Annotated in this window: 24 protein-coding genes; 16 read left to right on the top strand and 8 right to left on the bottom strand. The window is 38.3% G+C overall.

The genetic code is table 11. The annotated features are described in order from the left end of the window. The 3 genes from ACI48O_RS21580 to lpdA all read left to right on the top strand — a co-directional run bounded on the left by ACI48O_RS21580 (nucleotide 1) and on the right by lpdA (nucleotide 3829). Nucleotides 1–978: an alpha-ketoacid dehydrogenase subunit beta gene (locus ACI48O_RS21580; RefSeq protein WP_435563895.1), complete on the top strand. Its 978-nt coding sequence runs from the start codon at nucleotides 1–3 to the stop codon at nucleotides 976–978. Between the two features lie 109 nt (nucleotides 979–1087). Next, on the top strand, nucleotides 1088–2416 hold the full coding sequence (locus ACI48O_RS21575) for a dihydrolipoamide acetyltransferase family protein (protein WP_435563894.1): 1329 nt from the start codon (nucleotides 1088–1090) through the stop codon (nucleotides 2414–2416). Nucleotides 2417–2419: 3 nt separating this feature from the next. Then, nucleotides 2420–3829 carry a dihydrolipoyl dehydrogenase gene (gene lpdA / locus ACI48O_RS21570; RefSeq protein WP_435563893.1) on the top strand — a complete coding sequence of 470 codons (1410 nt, stop codon included), beginning with the start codon at nucleotides 2420–2422 and terminating at the stop codon, nucleotides 3827–3829. A 157-nt stretch (nucleotides 3830–3986) separates the two neighbouring features. Here lpdA and ACI48O_RS21565 read toward each other — a convergent pair whose 3' ends face one another. After that, entirely contained in the window at nucleotides 3987–4376 is a 390-nt protein-coding gene (locus ACI48O_RS21565; RefSeq protein WP_435563892.1) for a small peptidoglycan-associated lipoprotein, read from the bottom strand. 218 nt (nucleotides 4377–4594) lie between these two features. Here ACI48O_RS21565 and ACI48O_RS21560 point away from each other — a divergent pair, with 218 nt between their 5' ends. Further along, nucleotides 4595–4840 carry a hypothetical protein gene (locus ACI48O_RS21560; RefSeq protein WP_435563891.1) on the top strand — a complete coding sequence of 82 codons (246 nt, stop codon included), beginning with the start codon at nucleotides 4595–4597 and terminating at the stop codon, nucleotides 4838–4840. A 310-nt stretch (nucleotides 4841–5150) separates the two neighbouring features. Here the strand turns inward: ACI48O_RS21560 and ACI48O_RS21555 are convergent, their stop codons facing one another. Beyond that, nucleotides 5151–5585 carry a DUF1885 family protein gene (locus ACI48O_RS21555; RefSeq protein ID WP_435563890.1) on the bottom strand — a complete coding sequence of 145 codons (435 nt, stop codon included), beginning with the start codon at nucleotides 5583–5585 and terminating at the stop codon, nucleotides 5151–5153. A gap of 170 nt (nucleotides 5586–5755) precedes the next feature. On the opposite strand from ACI48O_RS21555, the gene ACI48O_RS21550 reads away from it, so the two are divergent. Next, a complete protein-coding gene (locus tag ACI48O_RS21550) occupies nucleotides 5756–6055 on the top strand; it encodes a DUF3055 domain-containing protein (RefSeq protein ID WP_435563889.1) in 300 nt (99 codons plus the stop codon). Nucleotides 6056–6312: 257 nt separating this feature from the next. Next, the gene (locus ACI48O_RS21545; protein WP_435563888.1) at nucleotides 6313–6438 is read left to right on the top strand and encodes a GapA-binding peptide SR1P; all 126 of its coding nucleotides are present in this window, start codon (nucleotides 6313–6315) and stop codon (nucleotides 6436–6438) included. Nucleotides 6439–6531: 93 nt separating this feature from the next. Here ACI48O_RS21545 and ACI48O_RS21540 read toward each other — a convergent pair whose 3' ends face one another. Next, nucleotides 6532–8001 (bottom strand): aminotransferase class I/II-fold pyridoxal phosphate-dependent enzyme, encoded by a 1470-nt coding sequence (locus tag ACI48O_RS21540; RefSeq protein ID WP_435563887.1) that lies wholly within the window; start codon nucleotides 7999–8001, stop codon nucleotides 6532–6534. 210 nt (nucleotides 8002–8211) lie between these two features. Between ACI48O_RS21540 and ACI48O_RS21535 the strand changes: the two genes are divergently transcribed. Beyond that, entirely contained in the window at nucleotides 8212–9171 is a 960-nt protein-coding gene (locus ACI48O_RS21535; protein ID WP_435563920.1) for an NAD(P)H-dependent flavin oxidoreductase, read from the top strand. A gap of 39 nt (nucleotides 9172–9210) precedes the next feature. Then, a complete protein-coding gene (locus tag ACI48O_RS21530) occupies nucleotides 9211–9483 on the top strand; it encodes a UPF0223 family protein (RefSeq protein ID WP_435563886.1) in 273 nt (90 codons plus the stop codon). 61 nt (nucleotides 9484–9544) lie between these two features. Here the strand turns inward: ACI48O_RS21530 and ACI48O_RS21525 are convergent, their stop codons facing one another. Continuing rightward, complete coding sequence (locus ACI48O_RS21525; protein ID WP_435563885.1) at nucleotides 9545–10174, bottom strand: DUF1054 domain-containing protein; 630 nt, start codon at nucleotides 10172–10174, stop codon at nucleotides 9545–9547. A gap of 199 nt (nucleotides 10175–10373) precedes the next feature. Between ACI48O_RS21525 and ACI48O_RS21520 the strand changes: the two genes are divergently transcribed. Next, nucleotides 10374–10568, top strand: coding sequence for a hypothetical protein (locus ACI48O_RS21520; RefSeq protein WP_435563884.1), 195 nt, complete (start codon nucleotides 10374–10376; stop codon nucleotides 10566–10568). 470 nt (nucleotides 10569–11038) lie between these two features. Next, the gene (locus ACI48O_RS21515; protein ID WP_435563883.1) at nucleotides 11039–11839 is read left to right on the top strand and encodes an inositol monophosphatase family protein; all 801 of its coding nucleotides are present in this window, start codon (nucleotides 11039–11041) and stop codon (nucleotides 11837–11839) included. A gap of 50 nt (nucleotides 11840–11889) precedes the next feature. On the opposite strand, the gene ACI48O_RS21510 is transcribed toward ACI48O_RS21515, so the two are convergent. Then, nucleotides 11890–12063, bottom strand: a complete 174-nt coding sequence (locus ACI48O_RS21510) for a DUF5325 family protein (RefSeq protein WP_435563882.1) — start codon at nucleotides 12061–12063, stop codon at nucleotides 11890–11892. A gap of 145 nt (nucleotides 12064–12208) precedes the next feature. Between ACI48O_RS21510 and typA the strand changes: the two genes are divergently transcribed. From typA to ACI48O_RS21495, 3 genes are read left to right on the top strand one after another with little or no spacing between them, the layout of a single operon-like run. Further along, the gene (gene typA, locus ACI48O_RS21505; protein ID WP_435563881.1) at nucleotides 12209–14053 is read left to right on the top strand and encodes a translational GTPase TypA; all 1845 of its coding nucleotides are present in this window, start codon (nucleotides 12209–12211) and stop codon (nucleotides 14051–14053) included. A gap of 21 nt (nucleotides 14054–14074) precedes the next feature. Continuing rightward, a complete protein-coding gene (locus ACI48O_RS21500) occupies nucleotides 14075–14389 on the top strand; it encodes a YlaH-like family protein (protein WP_435563880.1) in 315 nt (104 codons plus the stop codon). Nucleotides 14390–14404: 15 nt separating this feature from the next. Then, the gene (locus tag ACI48O_RS21495; protein WP_435563879.1) at nucleotides 14405–14695 is read left to right on the top strand and encodes a hypothetical protein; all 291 of its coding nucleotides are present in this window, start codon (nucleotides 14405–14407) and stop codon (nucleotides 14693–14695) included. A gap of 49 nt (nucleotides 14696–14744) precedes the next feature. On the opposite strand, the gene ACI48O_RS21490 is transcribed toward ACI48O_RS21495, so the two are convergent. After that, on the bottom strand, nucleotides 14745–14945 hold the full coding sequence (locus ACI48O_RS21490) for a YlaI family protein (RefSeq protein WP_435563878.1): 201 nt from the start codon (nucleotides 14943–14945) through the stop codon (nucleotides 14745–14747). A 169-nt stretch (nucleotides 14946–15114) separates the two neighbouring features. On the opposite strand from ACI48O_RS21490, the gene ACI48O_RS21485 reads away from it, so the two are divergent. Then, nucleotides 15115–15579: a pyridoxamine 5'-phosphate oxidase family protein gene (locus tag ACI48O_RS21485; protein WP_435563877.1), complete on the top strand. Its 465-nt coding sequence runs from the start codon at nucleotides 15115–15117 to the stop codon at nucleotides 15577–15579. Nucleotides 15580–15642: 63 nt separating this feature from the next. Here the strand turns inward: ACI48O_RS21485 and ACI48O_RS21480 are convergent, their stop codons facing one another. Further along, on the bottom strand, nucleotides 15643–16230 hold the full coding sequence (locus ACI48O_RS21480) for a YhcN/YlaJ family sporulation lipoprotein (RefSeq protein ID WP_435563876.1): 588 nt from the start codon (nucleotides 16228–16230) through the stop codon (nucleotides 15643–15645). A gap of 217 nt (nucleotides 16231–16447) precedes the next feature. Here ACI48O_RS21480 and ACI48O_RS21475 point away from each other — a divergent pair, with 217 nt between their 5' ends. Continuing rightward, on the top strand, nucleotides 16448–17776 hold the full coding sequence (locus ACI48O_RS21475) for a PhoH family protein (RefSeq protein WP_435563875.1): 1329 nt from the start codon (nucleotides 16448–16450) through the stop codon (nucleotides 17774–17776). A 62-nt stretch (nucleotides 17777–17838) separates the two neighbouring features. Here the strand turns inward: ACI48O_RS21475 and ACI48O_RS21470 are convergent, their stop codons facing one another. Further along, entirely contained in the window at nucleotides 17839–18339 is a 501-nt protein-coding gene (locus ACI48O_RS21470) for a peptidyl-prolyl cis-trans isomerase (RefSeq protein ID WP_435563874.1), read from the bottom strand. A 200-nt stretch (nucleotides 18340–18539) separates the two neighbouring features. Between ACI48O_RS21470 and ACI48O_RS21465 the strand changes: the two genes are divergently transcribed. Then, nucleotides 18540–18821 carry an Fpa/YlaN family protein gene (locus tag ACI48O_RS21465; protein ID WP_435563919.1) on the top strand — a complete coding sequence of 94 codons (282 nt, stop codon included), beginning with the start codon at nucleotides 18540–18542 and terminating at the stop codon, nucleotides 18819–18821. The last annotated feature ends 156 nt before the right edge of the window (nucleotides 18822–18977 follow it).

The raw sequence follows: 18977 nt of genomic DNA, 5'->3' as shown, positions 1-18977 counted from the left end.
ATGGCTCAAATGACAATGATTCAAGCAATAACCGATGCCCTACGTACAGAATTACAAAATGATCCGAATGTATTAATTTTCGGTGAAGACGTGGGGGTTAATGGAGGCGTGTTCCGTGCGACAGAAGGCCTTCAAAAAGAATTTGGTGAAGATCGTGTGTTTGACACGCCCCTTGCGGAATCAGGAATCGGCGGTCTCGCGGTAGGTCTGGCACTGCAAGGATTTCGTCCAGTTCCAGAAATTCAATTTTTTGGATTTGTATTTGAAGTAATGGATTCTATTTGCGGTCAATTGGCCCGTATGAGCTTTCGTTCAGGCGGTAGATATAATTCACCGGTTACGATACGCTCCCCATTCGGTGGGGGAGTACACACTCCTGATATGCATGCTGATAGTTTAGAAGGAATGATGGCTCAACATCCTGGAGTAAAAGTTGTAATTCCTTCAACACCATATGATGCAAAGGGGCTTCTCATTTCATCGATCCGCGATAATGATACAGTTGTATTTTTAGAACATATGAAATTATACCGTTCTTTCCGGCAAGAAGTGCCCGAAGAATCATACACTATCCCTTTAGGAAAAGCTGATATTAAACGTGAGGGAACAGATCTTTCTATTATTACTTATGGTGCAATGGTTCATGAGTCACTTAAAGCGGCAGAAGAGCTAGCGAAAGAAGGGTTTTCTGTTGAAGTGATTGATTTACGTACTGTGAGCCCGCTTGATATTGAGACGATTATTGGTTCGGTTGAAAAAACGGGTCGCGCTATTGTCGTTCAAGAAGCACAAAAACAGGCTGGTGTGGCAGCAAACGTGGTTGCTGAAATTAACGATCGTGCGATTTTAAGTTTAGAGGCGCCTGTATTGCGTGTTGCAGCACCAGACACGATATTCCCGTTCCCACAAGCAGAATCTGTTTGGCTTCCTAATTATAAAGATGTAATTGAAACTGCAAAAAAAGTATTGTCATTTTAAATAAATCGGGTAAGATGCTGGGATATTAAGGATTATTCCAGCAATCCCGTGTTTTCCGTGAACAATTTGTACAAAATGATTCAGAATGAAGTTTAGGAGGGTGAATCCAGTGGCATTTCAATTTAGATTGCCTGACATCGGTGAGGGTATTCACGAAGGTGAGATAGTTAAATGGTTTGTGAAACCAGGAGATAAAGTGCAAGAGGACGACGTATTATGTGAGGTCCAAAACGATAAAGCAGTAGTTGAAATCCCTTCCCCCGTAGAAGGAACAGTTGAGGAAGTTCTAGTAGGAGAAGGAACGGTTGCTACAGTGGGCCAAGTTTTGGTGACCTTTGATGCACCAGGATATGAAAATTTACAGTTTAAAGGTGATCACGAGGAAACGCAAGCAGAGGCTCCTAAAGTGGAAGCTGAGCCTGCAAAAGTTGGAGTTACGCAAGCAGAAGCTGCATTTGTACCTACTGTAGAAGCTGAAGTTGCGGTCGACCGTAACAAACGAGTCATTGCTATGCCATCAGTTCGGAAATATGCTCGTGAAAAGGGCGTAGAAATTCGTCTTGTTAATGGAACAGGCAAGAATGGCCGTGTTTTAAAGGAAAATATTGATGCGTATCTTTCAGTTGGCTCCGCAGTAGTACCTGCTGTTGATGTTCCAATCGTTACTGAAACAGCAGAAGAAACTGAAACTAAGACAGTTGAAAAGGTAGCAGTACAAGCTATTCCGCAAGGCCAATACCCTGAAACGCGTGAAAAGATGAGTGGAATCCGCAAAGCTATTGCTAAAGCAATGGTAAACTCAAAGCATACGGCACCACATGTTACATTAATGGATGAGGTAGATGTAACTAAGCTCGTCGCACATCGCAAAAAGTTCAAGGAAGTAGCAGCACAGAAAGGAATAAAACTAACGTTCTTACCTTATGTTGTCAAAGCATTAACTAGTGCACTTCGCGAATTCCCGGCTTTGAACACTTCCCTAGACGATGCTGCTGGAGAAATTATTCATAAGCATTACTATAATATTGGGATTGCAGCTGATACTGAAAAAGGTCTTCTTGTTCCTGTAGTGAAGGATGCGGACAGAAAGTCAGTATTTAATATTTCTAATGAGATTAATGAATTAGCAGCAAAAGCAAGAGACGGAAAATTGGCTCCTGATGAGATGAAAGGTGCGTCATGCACGATTACAAATATTGGTTCTGCTGGCGGTCAGTGGTTTACTCCAGTAATTAATCATCCAGAGGTTGCAATCCTTGGAATCGGCCGAATTGCTGAAAAGCCGATTGTAAGAGATGGAGAAATTGTCGCTGCTCCAGTACTTGCTTTATCACTTAGCTTTGACCACAGAATGATCGATGGAGCAACTGCGCAAAATGCTCTAAATCATATTAAAAAGTTATTAAACGATCCGGAACTATTGTTAATGGAGGCGTAAAAAATGGTCGTAGGAGATTTCCCTATTGAAACAGAAACAATTGTTATTGGTGGAGGTCCTGGCGGTTATGTTGCTGCTATACGAGCTGCACAGCTAGGACAAAAAGTAACCATTGTAGAGAAGGAACATTTAGGTGGCGTTTGTTTAAATGTCGGTTGCATTCCTTCAAAGGCCTTAATTGCGGCTGGTCATAAATATGAAACAGCAAAACACTCTGAGTCAATTGGAATTACAGCTGAAAATGTAAGAGTTGACTTTACAAAGGTACAGGCATGGAAAGCTAGTGTTGTGAATAAATTAACTGGCGGTGTTGAGGGATTATTAAAGGCGAACAAGGTTGATATTGTTCGTGGTGAAGCATACTTTGTTGATGCTAATACACTTAAAGTAATGGATGAAAATTCTTCGCAAACCTATACTTTTAAACATGCAATTATCGCAACAGGCTCTCGCCCAATTGAGCTTCCTGCGTTTAAATATTCTAAACGAGTACTTGATTCAACTGGTGCTTTAGCCTTAACTGAAATTCCGAATAAAATTGTTGTAATCGGCGGTGGTTACATCGGGACAGAACTTGGTGGAGCTTATGCAAACTTTGGAACTCAAGTTACCATTTTAGAAGGTATGGATGAAATTCTTAACGGATTTGAAAAACAAATGTCTGCGATTGTCAAAAAGAACCTTAAGAAAAAGGGCGCAGAAATCATTACGAAGGCTTTCGCTAAAGGTGTGGAGGAAACTGAAACAGGTGTCACCGTAAAATACGAAGTAAACGGTGAAGCGAAAACGGTTGAGGCAGACTATGTTTTTGTAATGGTCGGACGCCGTCCGAATAGTGATGAGATTGGATTAGAACAAGTGGGTATCGAAATGACCGATCGCGGTGTTGTCAAAATTGATAAACAATGCCGCACAAGTGTAGGCAATATTTATGCAATTGGTGATGTTGTGCCAGGTCCGCCGCTTGCCCACAAGGCTTCATATGAAGGGAAAATTGCTGCAGAGGCCATTGCTGGACTTCCATCGGAAATCGATTATTTGGCTATTCCAGCGGTAGTCTTCTCAGATCCGGAACTTGCTTCTGTTGGCTACACGGAAAAACAAGCTAAAGAAGAGGGTATTGATGTTACGGCTGCAAAATTCCCATTTGCTGCAAATGGCCGCGCATTGGCATTAGATGCAACGGATGGCTTCTTGAAACTCGTTACTCGTAAAGAAGATGGACTTGTCATTGGGGCACAGATCGCAGGGCCAAGTGCTTCTGATATGATTGCTGAATTAGGTTTAGCCATCGAAGCTGGAATGACAGCAGAGGATTTAGCTATGACCATTCATGCCCACCCTACTCTTGGAGAAATTACGATGGAGGCTGCTGAAGTAGCACTAGGTCACCCAATTCATATCGTTAAGTAACACAACACTACATTTTTATTTTTTTAATAAAAGGCAGTGTTAAAGAACAATGTTGATTTTAAGCACTCTGTTGATTGGAGCACCTGGAGCGGAAATCAACAGCCCAATTTAACAGAGCCTAATAAAAAAGTCCTTTTCATTTTCGGAAAAGGACTTTTTATTTTTTTATTGCTAAATCATTGGAAAGAACTTCAGAAATAGGATGAATAATTTCGTCTTTTGAGACATTACCGGTAATTTTTACGACAACAGTCTCATTATAAACCACCAGTAGGGCAGGGCATGCTTTTATTTGATAAGCTTTGAAATATTGCTTTGCATTGGTAGGTGAAAGGACCAGCATATTTTTAATTTCCTTTGGAAAATTTTCTTTTAATTCTATTAAAGCATCATAGTAGGCTGCTTCCTCAGAATAATCAGTGTCATCTGAGAAAAATAGGATTTGTTTAACATTCTGTTTTAACTCGATCCCTTCATCATCGGCTTTACTGCAGGAACCAGTCATCACCATAAATGAAGCAAGAAATATCAATGGCAGACCTTTCATCACGGGCAGCCTCACTTTTTTTATTATTCTTAAACAATGACTTAACGGTTAATGCTAGGTCACACGACCTATTGAGTAGTAGCCATATTTTATCATAATGGAAATAAAAAAAAGGACTTGTCATTTAAATGAAACACAAATGAAAAATATCCTTAAGATAGAGTACATATAATGACAATAAGAGAGATAAATAATCTAGGCAGGTAATGGGGATGAGGATGAAAGGATACGTTGTGATTATGTTACAGTTAATTATTTGGAGTGGATATACAGTGATTGAATGGCTTTCAAAACACGATCATCCACTTTATAACGGGTTAATGTTTGTTATTTTTATATATATCGCTTTTATGATCGGAAACACCTTATTAAAATCAACAAAAAAAACGGTAGCCATTACCTTTTTTAGTCTCATACTATACAGCTCTGTGCATTTTACCTTAACCATCCTCCATGCAAAATAGAGTTCCTTTTTAAGGGGAATGGACTTAGAATAAACGCTGAGATAAAGAAAAATGTTGGTTTGCACTCTGTTGATTGGAGTGGAAGGTGCGAGACTCCTGCGGGAGAAGGTGTCACGGGAGACCCCGCAGGCGCTATGGCGCCGAGGAGGCTCCCGGACTCCCCCTAAGGTGCGCGAGCACCTGTAACGGAAATCAACAGGCAAGTTAAACATAGACAAAATAAAAGACGACCATATTACGGTCGCCAGTAAATTATTTAAATTCCCCAAAAAAGAGGGGGTGTTTTATGTATGCAAATATCCTCTAATCCCTATTTTCTTGGATAGTAATACATTACCCTACCATTAAATAAATGAAGTTCTCCTTGAAGCTTTTTAGCGATGAATTTACAAAATTCATTTGCTTTACCCTTATCACCAGCGGTAGATTTTTCGGGTAATGTCATTTGAATATACATTTGTTCTGTTTCAGTGCCATCTTCATTTTTTACTTGTTCCTTGTCAATACCGATTAAAATAGCAAAGTAACCATCGTTGATCGCAGATAAGTAAAACCATTTTCCTTCACTATTTGCTTGCTCCTTAATTTCATATGGAAATGCGGAATGGTTATAATCCCATTTTAATTGTTCACCAGCTTTTGTAGTAATTTCCTTATAATAATTAAATAAGTTTATAAGCTCATCAGTTGTAATATTTTGCTGTGTAGACGCAGATACCAGCTTAATATAAGCGTTTTGTGTCATGCTATATCCCCCAATTTCTCTGTTCTGTAAATTTTTTCGTTTCTATTATATCATGTGTCGATAATTTATTACGAAAGGAACGTTCTTCGATAGACAAAATCGCTCTTGCTAAAACAATAAAGTTGAGTTATAATAAAATTCTAAATATTCAAACAAAAGGGAGGTAATTTATGGAGATCTTTGGAAAGCTTTATGATGAATCTGAAAAAGTGAAGGTTAGATTTATTGGTTTTACCACGGAACAAACCCGCTTTGATTTTGGGATTATCTACACCAATTTGTTTTTTGGCAAGCCCCTCGTAGTCTGCATGCAGACTGGCCGCTCAGCTCTCCTCGACCCTAAAGACCTTGAAGACACTGAATATTTAAAGACTGCTTTTAAAATTACCGATGAACAACAAGCTGCCGATTTAGTGGAATTCTTCCTAGATGCATTGCCTGGAACTCCATTTGAACCACAATATGAATAAATACTTAAACATAGTGAGAGAACAGACCTTATTTAAAGGTCTGTTTTTTTGCATCCTTTTAAATGTGTTATACTAATTAGAATGGGCGCGGCTGGAATTATCAGTCGTTTCCATAATTTACTTTAAAAAAAGTTAATGTGTTATACAAATTGGGGTTGAAATTAGAAAAGTGTTATATTATTATTTAATTAGGAAGTGAATTTAAAACGCTTTCAAAAAATTGGTGAAAATGTTCCGGAAGGAAGGGAGATCCTTAAATGGGTACAATCGTTTGTCAATCATGTGATATGACTATTGATCATTTCGAAGATGAAAAAGTAACGGTTCTCTATGCCAAGTGCCAATGTTGTAATGAAGACAAAAAAGAAGAACAGCCACATTAATAGATCCTAATAAAAAAGCATGCAAAGGCATGCTTTTTCCAATTGGTTTAAAAAACAAGAACGAGGCCACAAGACGTTAGGCCTCGTTTCTATTTATTTTATCGCTCGATGTTCTTTAATCACACGGAATGATTTTAATTCATCGTCTTCGGCACCTTGTACTGGTAACCCAGCCTCGAGATTTTTTGTAATATAGGTTATGTTCTCTTCGGTAATAATTTCGCCCGGGATAAAGATTGGAATCCCTGGTGGGTAGACCATAACAAATTCTGCAATGATTCTGCCTACAGCCTGCTCCACAGGCACCGATTCAGTATCTGCATAAAATGCATCTCTTGGTGTTAACGATAACAATGGGATGTCAGGAAGCAGAACTTTTGTATGGACTTTCTCTGCCATATGGTGAAAATCCTTTGATAAATGTTTAAGTGCTTCTACAAGAATTTTTCCTTCTTCTTCCGTATCTCCAGGTGTAATAATACAAAGAATATTATATAAATCTGACATTTCTACTTCGACATTATAGTTTTCGCGCAACCATTTTTCTACTTCATAACCAGTAAGACCTAAATCTTTAACGGAAATAATCATCTTAGTCGGGTCATAGCCAAACGCTGCTTTCGCATTAAGAATTTCTTCTCCAACACAATGAAGGTGCTCAATGGCATTAACTTCTGATCTGATTTTTTGCGCTAAAGCAATCGTTCTGCCAATCAGCTCTTTTCCTTCTGTTGCTAATCTTTTGCGAGCAACATCTAAAGAGGCGAGCAATAGATATGAGGTTGATGTGGTAGTCAACATGCTTAAAATCGATTGAACTCGTTTTACTGAGACAAGTCCTTCCTTCATATTAAGGATCGAGCTTTGCGTCATCGAGCCTCCTAGCTTGTGAACACTGGTTGCCGCTAAATCTGCCCCTGCTTGCATCGCTGACATAGGGAGTGCTTCATGAAAATGAATATGAACTCCGTGCGCCTCATCTACAAGAACCGGTACATGATAAGAATGGGCTAATTCTACTATTTTCTTTAAATCGGCAGCAATTCCAAAATAAGTCGGGTTTATAACAAGAAGACCTTTTGCATCCGGATGTTGTTCAAGGGCATGCTCCACCGATTCGACGGTAATTCCATGGGAAATCCCTAAATATTTATCAATTTCTGGGTGAATAAAAATTGGGATTGCACCAGATAAGACAATTGCCGACATAACTGACTTGTGAACATTTCTTGGAACGATGATTTTTTCACCTGGTCCACAAACAGCCATAATCATTGTCATGATTGCTCCACTTGTCCCCTGCACTGAAAAAAAGGTATGATCTGCGCCAAAAGCCTCTGCCGCTAAATCTTGAGCTTGTTTAATGATTCCCTTTGGAGAGTGAAGATCATCTAATGGTCCAATATTAATTAAATCAATTGAAAGAGCATTATCACCGATAAAGTTTCTAAATTCTGGATCAATTCCTGCCCCTTTTTTGTGACCAGGAATGTGAAATTGGACTGGATTTTTTTGGGCATGTTTAATGAGCCCGCTAAATAACGGTGTATCGTATTGAGACAACTTTTTCCCACACCTCTTTACTGAAAATATGATAATAAGGTAAAAAATTAAAAACACATGAATTATAGCATTATTCATTCTCTTTGCATAGTAATTATTATAAACGAGACAAGAGTTTGCACGTGTCATTAATTAGTTTTCTAAAAAAACAGGATTATAACCGAGAAAAATAGAAGTTTTAAAGATAATTTTATAAGGGGAGTGTGAATGATGAAATTCAAGACAAGAGTGACAGAAAGCTTAAAGATTGAATATCCCATCATCCAGGGAGGACTAGCCTATTTAGCCTATTCTGAACTAGCTGCAGCTGTATCTAATGCAGGAGGTTTAGGGCAGATTACTGCGATGTCTTTAGAAACGCCTGAACAGCTACGTGAAGAAATCCGCAAGGTTCGTTCGTTGACCTCAAAGCCATTCGGCGTCAATTACGCTATTGGCCAACATGGACGTCCTTTTTCTCATATGCTCGAAGTTGCGATAGAAGAAGAGGTTCCTGTTGTATCCATGACGGGAGGGAATCCTGCCCCAATTTTTGAACAGCTAAAGGGAACCGATATAAAAAAACTTGTATTAGTTGCTGCAAAACGTCAAGCACAAAAAGCCGAAGAGCTAGGAGCGGATGCAGTGATGGTCGTTGGACAAGAAGGTGGCGGGCATCTTGGTCGGGACGACATTGGTACATTTGTGTTAATTCCTCAAGTGGTCGATGCGGTCAATATTCCGGTAATTGCTTCAGGAGGAATTGGTGATGGAAGAGGGCTTCTTGCTGCGTTAGCTCTCGGAGCGGAAGGAATTGAGATGGGTACAAGGTTTATTGCTACAAAGGAATGTGTCCATGCAAATGAAGCTTATAAACAAGCTTTAGTTAACAGTTCTGAAAATGACACCGTCATTATTAAACGATCGATTGGTGCGCCTGCAAGGGCATTAGCTAACTCTTGGACGGAAAAGATTTTGGCCTTAGAAAATGAAAACGTTGGCTATGAAGGCTTAAAGGATTATATTAGTGGCACTTCTAATAAACGTTATATATATGAAGGAAAAATGGATGAAGGTTTTGCGTGGGCAGGTCAGGTTGCAGGTTTAATAAAGGATATTCCATCAGTAGAGGAACTAATTAATCGAATGGTACTTGAAGCGAAAGACACTTCAGCTAAATGGATAAAATAATAGTAGCTTGTTGTATGAAAAAAATGGAGGTGAAAAAGCATGGAATATCAATATCCGATTGACCCTGACTGGTCAACAGAAGAGATTGTTGATGTTATCAAATTTTTTGAATGTGTTGAAAAAGGGTATGAAACTGGAATTGAACGTGACGAATTATTAAGTGTATATCGTCGTTTTAAAGAGATTGTTCCCGGTAAGGCACAAGAGAAGCGGATTTTCGATGATTTCGAAGAGAGCAGCAACTATTCCTCTTATTTGGTAGTAAAAAAGGCCAAAGAAACAGACAGCTCCAAAATAATTAAAATGAATTAAAAGTGAATAGAAACGTGAGAGTTTGATCCATAAATATTTTAGGATCAAACTCAAAAGCGTTCTACGATTGACTACTAATTTCATATAATGTATTCAGTTTTCGGAAAACGAAATCAATTTGATTCAGCAATGATTCAGAATTCATTTCAACAGCAGTTGAACGGGGAATTTGGAACCCACAAAGGACCTCAGCCTTTTTAACCTTTGTAAGACGTTCAAATAATGCTTCAAGGTCCTCCTTTGAAAGCATTTGTTGTTGTATTGTTTCAGGTTTTGTATGGTCAATAGACCAGACAAAATCTACAGGAGTATTGTTGAAAAGGGAATCGAGATTCTCTTTAAATTTCATTCCGATTTCCTCTTTCCGAGGACATTCATATATGATGGCAAACCAGATAAACAAATGGCTTTCCCATAGTCCTATTTGGAAATGGGGGACCATCTTGTACCCTCGGGAATTATTTGCAAAGGCAACCCAAGTATCTTTTGGCGGATTTTTTGTTCTTCTAGCATGTTTGGCAACGTGAGCAAACATTTCTTGGCCAGTTAAAGTTGTTAAGCTTGGGGCAAAATGTTTCCCTAAATCTTCAAGCTTTGGGCGGACTGTTTTAATTAAAGCTCCCATCCGCTCTTCTAATCCATCAATTTTAAAAACATCAAAATCCTCATTGGTAAATCCAGAAAACGACATTAGAAAACCTCCAGCCGGAATTTGTAAAACATTGTAGCATACATGACAGACAAGATGAAATTTGTTGCTTGTTGTTAGAAAATATTTATCCTGCTAGGTTTCAGCACAAATTTGTTGCATCAAAAGCAAATTCCTCATATTATAATAGTAAAAATAATCAGAAAATTTAATTAAATTAATATGAAGGGAGATCATGCTATTGAAACAATTAGTGAACTCAAATCGCAAAAAGACAATTGAAAATGAAAGAGCTGCTGTCCTAAGGTTGGAGATGGATTATGAACTTGCAACTCTTTTTGAAGCTATGGGCGAACAAAATGATGCAAAGAAAAAAGACTGTAAGCAGAAACTTGAGAAAATTAGAACTGAACTTATAAGACTTAAGGCATTATAGAAAGTGAAATATTTTTTAGACACCAAAGGAGTATGAAAGAAAAAAATGGATGTCAATCTAGGTTTATACAATGTTTTTTAAGAACGAACTCCAATATCCAAAATGGAGTTCGTTTATTATTTTTAGATGTGTTATAGAACAGTTTTGACTTTGAGCACTCTGTTGATTGGAGCGGAAGGTGCGAGACTCCTGCGGGAGAAGGTGTCACGGGAGACCCCACAGGCGCAATGGCGCCGAGGAGGCTCCCGGACTCCCCCGCGGAAAGCGAGCACCTGGAGTGGAAATCAACAGCCAAATATAAGTAAGGCCTTATTTTTTAATGATAGGACAAGTTGACGGAGTTCAGGCTCAGGCGAGAATGAAAGTGCAAAACTAAGCGCTTTTGTTTGAAAGAGGTCGAATTTAAATAGTATAATTTAATCAATCTAGAATTAATTGGAAAATATGCCCTAATTGGGAGGATATAATATATGACAAGCTGGCAGGATGTTGATACATACGCAAAGACATGGGTGAAGGAAGCTGGAGCGATGATCAGAGCTTCTTTTTCAAAAGTTTTAGATATCCAAACGAAATCAAACCGAAATGACCTTGTTACCAACATGGACAAAGAAACAGAACAATTTTTTATCGAAAAAATTAAAACGACTTTCCCTGATCACTCGGTTCTTGGAGAAGAAGGATTAGGTGATAGAATACAGGAAATAAACGGTGTCGTTTGGATTATCGACCCGATTGATGGAACCACGAACTTTGTTCATCAGCAGCGCAATTTCGCTATTTCGATCGGAATTTATGAAAATGGAATCGGACAGATTGGATTAATTTATGACGTGGTTCACGATGAGCTTTATCATGCGATTAAGGGAAAAGGGGCTTATTTAAATGACACAAGGCTCGCACCATTAGATCATGTAGAGGTGAAGGATGCCATTATTGGGATTAATGCCACGTGGGTGACTGAAAATCGAAGCATAGATCCGTCTTTGTTAGCAGAGCTTGTCAAAGATGCCAGGGGATCTAGATCATTAGGTTCGGCCGCTTTGGAAATCTCATACGTTACTTCCGGAAGAATTGATGCGTATATCTCTTTAAGACTTTCCCCATGGGACTTTGCAGGTGGAAAGGTCCTTTTAGAAGAAGTAGGAGGGGTAGCTACAACTTTAAGAGGCAAGGAATTAAACCTTATTGGAGAAAATACCGTTTTAGTAGCTAAGCCAGGCCTTCACCAAGAGATCTTAAAAAAGTATCTTAACGATGGAAATTGGTAAAAACTAAGGTACGTAAAAAAATCCCTTCTTTAAAGGGATTTTTTTACAGATTATTTTAATAATTTTCTTTTAAATGAAAACCCTAGTCCAAATGCTGCCACGGTCGCAATCGTACTTGCAAGTGCGCCAATCACACTGCCTTCTGCAATAGATATGCCAATCCCTGCAATACATGCTGCGGCCATGATAGCAAATAATAAAAATAACCATTTAATTTGTTTCATCGATTTTTCCCCTTTGTTTAACACTTCAATTTAAGTTATTTTCTATTGTACTACAAAATGATTATTGGTTTCTAATCATTTGTGTTATAATATTTCAGTTATCCAAAGACAATGGGGTTTCACGAAAATATGAGGAGTGAATTTTTTGAAATTAAGAGAAGATATTCGCAATATAGCCATTATTGCTCACGTTGACCATGGGAAAACGACATTGGTCGATCAGCTGTTGAAGCAAGCTGGTACATTCCGGTCGAACGAACATGTAGAAGAGCGTGCAATGGATTCAAATGACCTCGAGAGAGAACGAGGAATTACAATCTTAGCGAAAAATACTGCCATTCAATATAAAGATACAAAAATTAATATTCTAGATACACCAGGTCACGCTGATTTTGGTGGAGAAGTAGAGCGGATAATGAAAATGGTCGACGGTGTATTATTAGTCGTTGATGCTTATGAAGGGTGTATGCCACAAACCCGCTTTGTATTAAAGAAAGCTTTGGAACAAAATTTAACCCCCATTGTTGTCGTGAATAAAATTGACCGTGATTTTGCAAGACCAGAAGAAGTAGTGGATGAAGTATTGGATTTGTTCATCGAACTTGAAGCCAATGAAGATCAGCTTGATTTTCCAGTAATTTATGCTTCAGCTATTAACGGAACAGCAAGTACAGATCCAAATCCTGCCAACCAAGATGAAAACATGCAATCATTATATGATGCGGTTATCGAACATATACCTGCACCGGTTGATAATAGTGAAGAACCGCTTCAATTCCAGGTTGCCCTGTTAGATTATAATGATTATGTTGGAAGAATTGGTATTGGCCGTGTATTCCGCGGAACCATTAATGTCGGTCAACAAGTTGCGCTTATGAAGCTTGATGGTTCAGTAAAACAATTCCGTGTTACAAAAATGTTCGGTTTCTTTGGATTAAAGCGTCAAGAGATTCAAGAGGCACATGCAGGGGATCTGATTGCTTTATCTGGAATGGAAGACATTAACGTTGGTGAAACGGTTTGTCCAGTGGAACATCAAGATGCTTTACCGGTTTTACGAATTGATGAACCAACCTTACAAATGACATTTGTTGTGAATAATAGTCCATTTGCCGGTAGAGAAGGTAAATTTATTACTTCTAGAAAAATTGAAGAGCGTCTTCGTTCTCAATTACAAACTGATGTAAGCCTTCGTGTCGACAACACCGATTCACCTGATGCTTGGATTGTTTCCGGCCGCGGTGAGCTACACCTATCTATCTTAATCGAAAATATGCGTCGTGAGGGTTATGAGCTTCAGGTTTCAAAGCCAGAGGTTATCATAAAAGAAGTAGATGGTGTTCAGTGTGAGCCTATCGAGCGCGTTCAAATCGATGTTCCAGAAGAGCACACAGGTGCAGTTATGGAATCGATTGGTGCAAGAAAAGGTGAAATGCTTGATATGATTAATAATGGGACAGGACAGGTTCGTTTAATATTCAATGTCCCAGCACGTGGCTTAATTGGTTATACAACCGAATTCTTAACCTTAACTCGTGGTTACGGAATTATCAACCACACCTTTGATAGCTACCAGCCAATGCAGCCAGGTCAAGTTGGCGGAAGACGTCAAGGGGTCCTTGTTTCAATGGAATCAGGGAAAGCATCGACTTATGGAATTATGCAAGTTGAAGATAGAGGAACCATTTTTGTGGATCCAGGTACTGAAATCTATGAAGGTATGATTGTTGGGGAACATACTAGAGAGAACGACATTACCGTTAATATTACTAAGGTTAAACAAGCAACAAATATTCGTTCAGCTAACAAGGACCAAACTTCGGTCATTAAAAAGCCTCGAATCATGACGCTTGAGGAATCGTTAGAATACCTAAATGATGATGAGTATTGTGAAGTTACACCGGAATCGATTCGCCTGCGCAAGAAAATCCTTGATAAAAATGAACGTGAAAGACTTGCAAAGAAAAAGAAATATGCTGAACTAAGCTAAAAAAAGGGAGAGTGACCGGAAATGGATGTAGCGGAGCATTTATCTTTTTTTGCAGCCTTGTACCGTGTTGATCAGAATCCAGAAACTGGAACGCCGCTTTTGTATTTAACAATTGTTGGATTATCGATTCTTGTTTATAAGTTAGGGTTTGCAAAAAAACTGCCTATCGGAAAATCAATCATTATTTACTTGTTTTTGATTTTAGGCTGTACAGTTCTTACATTTCTAGGTGTCTTTCTACCAATAACGGAAGGGTTAGTGGTTGCTGCACTGATTCTTATCATTTACAAGGTACGTTTGCACCAACAAAAAAAACAAGACGCAAATCTTGGTTAATTTGGAGGTCTAGGCGTGAAATCACTACAGGATGCCTTGTATAACTGGCTTTCGATAAAAGTTGTCAGCGATGAAAGACCAGATGATCTGTCAGCAATCGAAACGACAGAGCTTTTTGAGACCATCTTGACAATGGAGCATGGGATTAACAATATCCATGTTTCAAAAGATGAAAGAATGTACTTCGTTCAATACGAAAAGGATGGAGAGGAAAAAATCTCTCAATTCCCAATCGAATATATTGAAGTCATGCTAAATCAAATTAAAGCCGAGCCTGATAAATGGAAAATCTACCCGAATGAATAAGAAAAGGTGGCTAATGGGTTCTTTACCGAACCGATTTGCCACCTTTTTTTTACCAATTATCTTCTTCAGATGCAGGTTTATAAAGCCGGAAATTCCCTGACGCATGCCGCAGATTTGTTTTCTCGGCGATTCGTTCCTCACAGGGTTTACACATATATGTGTGAATTGGCCGATTTCTTAATCGTTTTGCCAATGGTGAATAATCCTCAATCGATTCTATTTTATCGCAAATGAAACATTTTACTCTCATCTAGACACCTCTATCCTAAATCTAAATTATCCTATCCATTAATTCAATTTATTATATTATAGTATACCATTGTTAAATGGTCGACCTAAGTTGCATTTAGTTAATACGTTAAAGTTGATGAAAAAATAGGAAAGTAGTAATATGGTGGTAGTTTAAGGGAGGTAATGTGATGGTGAACCAAGTAGAAGCAAAATTAATTAAACCTTTGTATGATGAATTACAAAAAGAACGTTTTGTCACTCTTGCCACTGTAGATTTTGAAACAGGCGGTCCAAATGTTACCGCGATTTCTTGGGTATTAGCACCTAATGACGATTCCGTTTTCTTTGCGGTTGATAATCGCTCAAGAATTATCCAGAATATTAACAAAAACAAACACGTTGTTGTGAATGTGATTGCGAATGAATCAACTTATGCAATTAGCGGATATGCTTCAGTCAAACAAGAAAAACTTGAAGGTGTGCCATTAAAACTTGCCTTAGTTGAAATCAAAATCAATGAAGTCCGTGATGTAATGTTTTATGGTTCAAAAATTACGGTAGAGCCACAATATGACAAGACTTATGATAAAAATGCTGCAGCAAAGTTAGACAAGCAAGTAATGGATGCCATTAAGGCAGCAAGCAATGAATAATAAAAAAGTGGTTGACCCAAAGTCAGCCACTTTTTGTATTTTTTAAGGGGTTCGATTTCAAGGTTAATCCTTATGTCCTTTTGACTGGTCATCCTGTTCTTTTTCGAGTTTGCGTGAATCTTGGGTGTTCATTTCTTTTTTTGGATTTTCTGTTGCATTTCGTCCTTTTGGGTTTAACATATCTGCAGGAACTTCCGGCATTAAGCGGCCGGTTATATCCGAAAGCTCATTCATAATCCCGGAAACGGGCTGCCCATTACGAATATCCCCTGCAATCTCCCTTAAGCGGGCGTTAAGATCTGGATCGGCTATGACAATGGCTCTGGCACCATGTGGATCGTTTTTCATACTCTCGGCAACGGAGTATTTTATGGACCCTACCTGAGACCGGTCAATATTTTGGTCAACATCAATTCCAACAATGGCGTAGTTTCCTAAGACCACTGCTGTTGCATCCCGTACATTAGGGACTCCGGTGGCTAAATCGACTAAATGCTTGGAAATTTGCTGGCCTGTTTCTCTGTCCACTTCCTGTATTGTACTATTTTTAACTTTGACTAAATTATCCCTTCCATTATCAACTGCTTTATTTTGCGCTCCGCAGCCTGCCAACATAAATATTAAAGCAATTGCTAAACAATTCTTTATCATGATTATTGGTCACCTCCAAAAACAATTCAAAAGCTTCTCCTAAAATAAGCGGGAATGGTGATTTTGTTGAAAAATAAATAACTAGTACCCTTTACGATTATTGTGCAAAATTTCTTCTATCTTTATGCGAAGAATCATATATTTTATCAAAGTTCATCTGACAAGCGGTTCGTTCAATATAGGAACGAGTAGATCAAGAAGAGCGGGAGGCATCAGATTGAGTAAAATATACGTGTTAGACACAAACGTCTTGTTACAAGATCCCTTCTCCATTTTCTCCTTTGAGGACAATGAGGTTGTTATTCCAGCGGTTGTTCTTGAAGAAGTGGACTCAAAAAAAAGGTATATGGATGAAATTGGGAGGAATGCAAGACAGGTTTCACGCCTTATTGACAGCTTAAGAGAATCTGGGAAGCTGCATGAAAAGATTCCGCTTGAGAACGGTGGCAATTTAAGAATTGAACTAAACCATCGTTCCTTTCACCAATTACAAGAAATTTTTGTTGAAAAAACAAATGATAATCGGATCCTTGCTGTAGCCAAAAATTTGTTTCTGGAAGAACAAACGAAAGAAAAAGGGAGACCAGTCATTCTTGTGAGCAAAGATGCGCTTGTACGAGTCAAGGCAGATGCGATTGGATTATTTGCTGAAGATTTCTTGAGTGACCGCGTCGTTGATTTTGACCATATTTATACCGGATTTTTAGAAAAGTATATCGATGTTGGTCTTATTGGGAAGTTTTATGAAAAAAATGAATTATTACTTTCTGATATATCGAATCACCCTTATTATCCCCATCAATTTGTTGTTTTAAAGGATGCATTAGGGAGCTCTGCTTCGGCCGTGGGCGTAGTTGATTCTAAAGGGAAAAAAATAAAAAAATTAATCTTTGATCATGAACATATTTGGGGGATTCGCCCTCGCAATGTTCAACAAACAATGGCGATTGAGCTTTTATTAAGGAAAGACATACCGCTTGTCACTCTTATAGGAAAAGCAGGAACGGGAAAAACCCTTCTTGCCCTTGCCTCGGGCTTAATGCAAACAGAGGATTTAGGTGATTATAAAAAGCTTTTAGTGGCCAGACCAATCGTACCAGTTGGTAAGGATTTAGGCTTTCTTCCGGGAGAAAAACAAGAGAAATTGAGGCCTTGGATGCAGCCGATATATGATAATTTAGAGTATTTATTTAACGCAAAAAAACCCGGGGAACTTGATGCAATTCTTGCGGGGATGGGATCGATTGAGGTAGAGGCGCTCACATATATACGTGGGAGAAGTATACCTGATCAATATATTATTATTGATGAGGCTCAAAACTTAACAAAGCATGAAGTAAAAACGATATTAACACGAGTTGGAGAGGGGAGTAAAATTGTATTAATGGGAGATCCTGAACAAATTGATCATCCGTATTTAGATGCATACAACAATGGCCTTACATATGTCGTTGAAAAGTTTAAGGATCAAAATATTTCAGGACACGTTAAGTTGGTGAAGGGAGAAAGATCAAGCTTAGCCCAGCTAGCAGCTGATCTCCTATAAAACATCAGCTATCCCCATAAAGACGAAAAAGGGCTGATTATGATCAGCCCTTTCGGTAAGTCTTATTTTACAATAAGTCTTTTAACATTTTTTAGTGGCTGATGCTGATTGGAACCATCGCCATAATAAACATGAATAGGGCCGTCATCTTTAAGCGGTTTTCCTTCCATAGAAAAGCCAAGCAAAAGCTGATATGCCTCATCCAAAGCAACCTCAACTTCATGATTATTCATTTCAATAACCAAGGCGCTTGCGTCATCTAAAGGTTCTGCATTGGTTAAAAAAGGTTTTAAGCTAATCGCAAACGAACCATTTAGCAGCTTTTCTTTTTCGAATACCCGCTCAGAAGATAAGGTAGGCGGAACAACAGCTCCTTCGACAATTTCACGGTCCCATTGTTTAGAGATCGCTTTTTTATACTCTGTTAATTCATCGGGCTTTTCTTCGCTTTTAAGCTGGAAATATGTATTTAAATCGATTTTTCGATCGTCAAATATCCAAACACCTGGGTCTAAAGTAATTGGGAATTTTACCTTCCCACTAATTTGAATGATATTTTCCATTCTAACGCCCTCCCTTTTTAGCAATATTTTAAGTATAACGATTATTTGTACCACTGTCATTTTTCTGACACTTTTTCACTTTGGAAAAATAAGTCTTGAATGAAATATAAACTACCTTGTGATTATTGTTGCAATTTGTCGTGCAAGCGAGTAAAATTTAAAGAAGTATAGGTAATCGCTCGGAAACGGGGGGATCAATGTTGGCGTCAGAAATGATTATTGATCATCGAGAAAAAGCAAACGCCTTACTAAAGGCGGACGCTGATAAGATATTGAAGCTTATTAAGGTGCAAATGGACAACCTTACAATGCCTCAGTGTCCACTTTATGAAGAGGTATTAGATACACAAATGTTTGGTTTATCTCGTGAAATTGACTTTGCAGTCCGACTAGGTTTAGTTGAAGATAAAGACGGTAAAGATATTATAGATCAATTAGAAAGAGAGCTTTCCGCACTGCATGAAGCTTCACAAAAAAAATAGTAAGTTAAAACTCAAACAGAATAATGTTTGAGTTTTTTTATACCATTATAATTTTAGAATATTAAAATTTAAAAAACAATTTTAATCAAAAAAATAATAAATAGTATAGGAAGTAAAGTATTCTTATGCTAAAATAATTCTATCTTTTCTTCCCTC

Source organism: Neobacillus terrisolis (genome assembly GCF_051233475.1).
Classification (GTDB): domain Bacteria; phylum Bacillota; class Bacilli; order Bacillales; family Cytobacillaceae; genus Bacillus_BU.
Note: the sequence above shows the minus strand (reverse complement) of the source record. Positions and strands in the feature narration are given on the sequence as shown.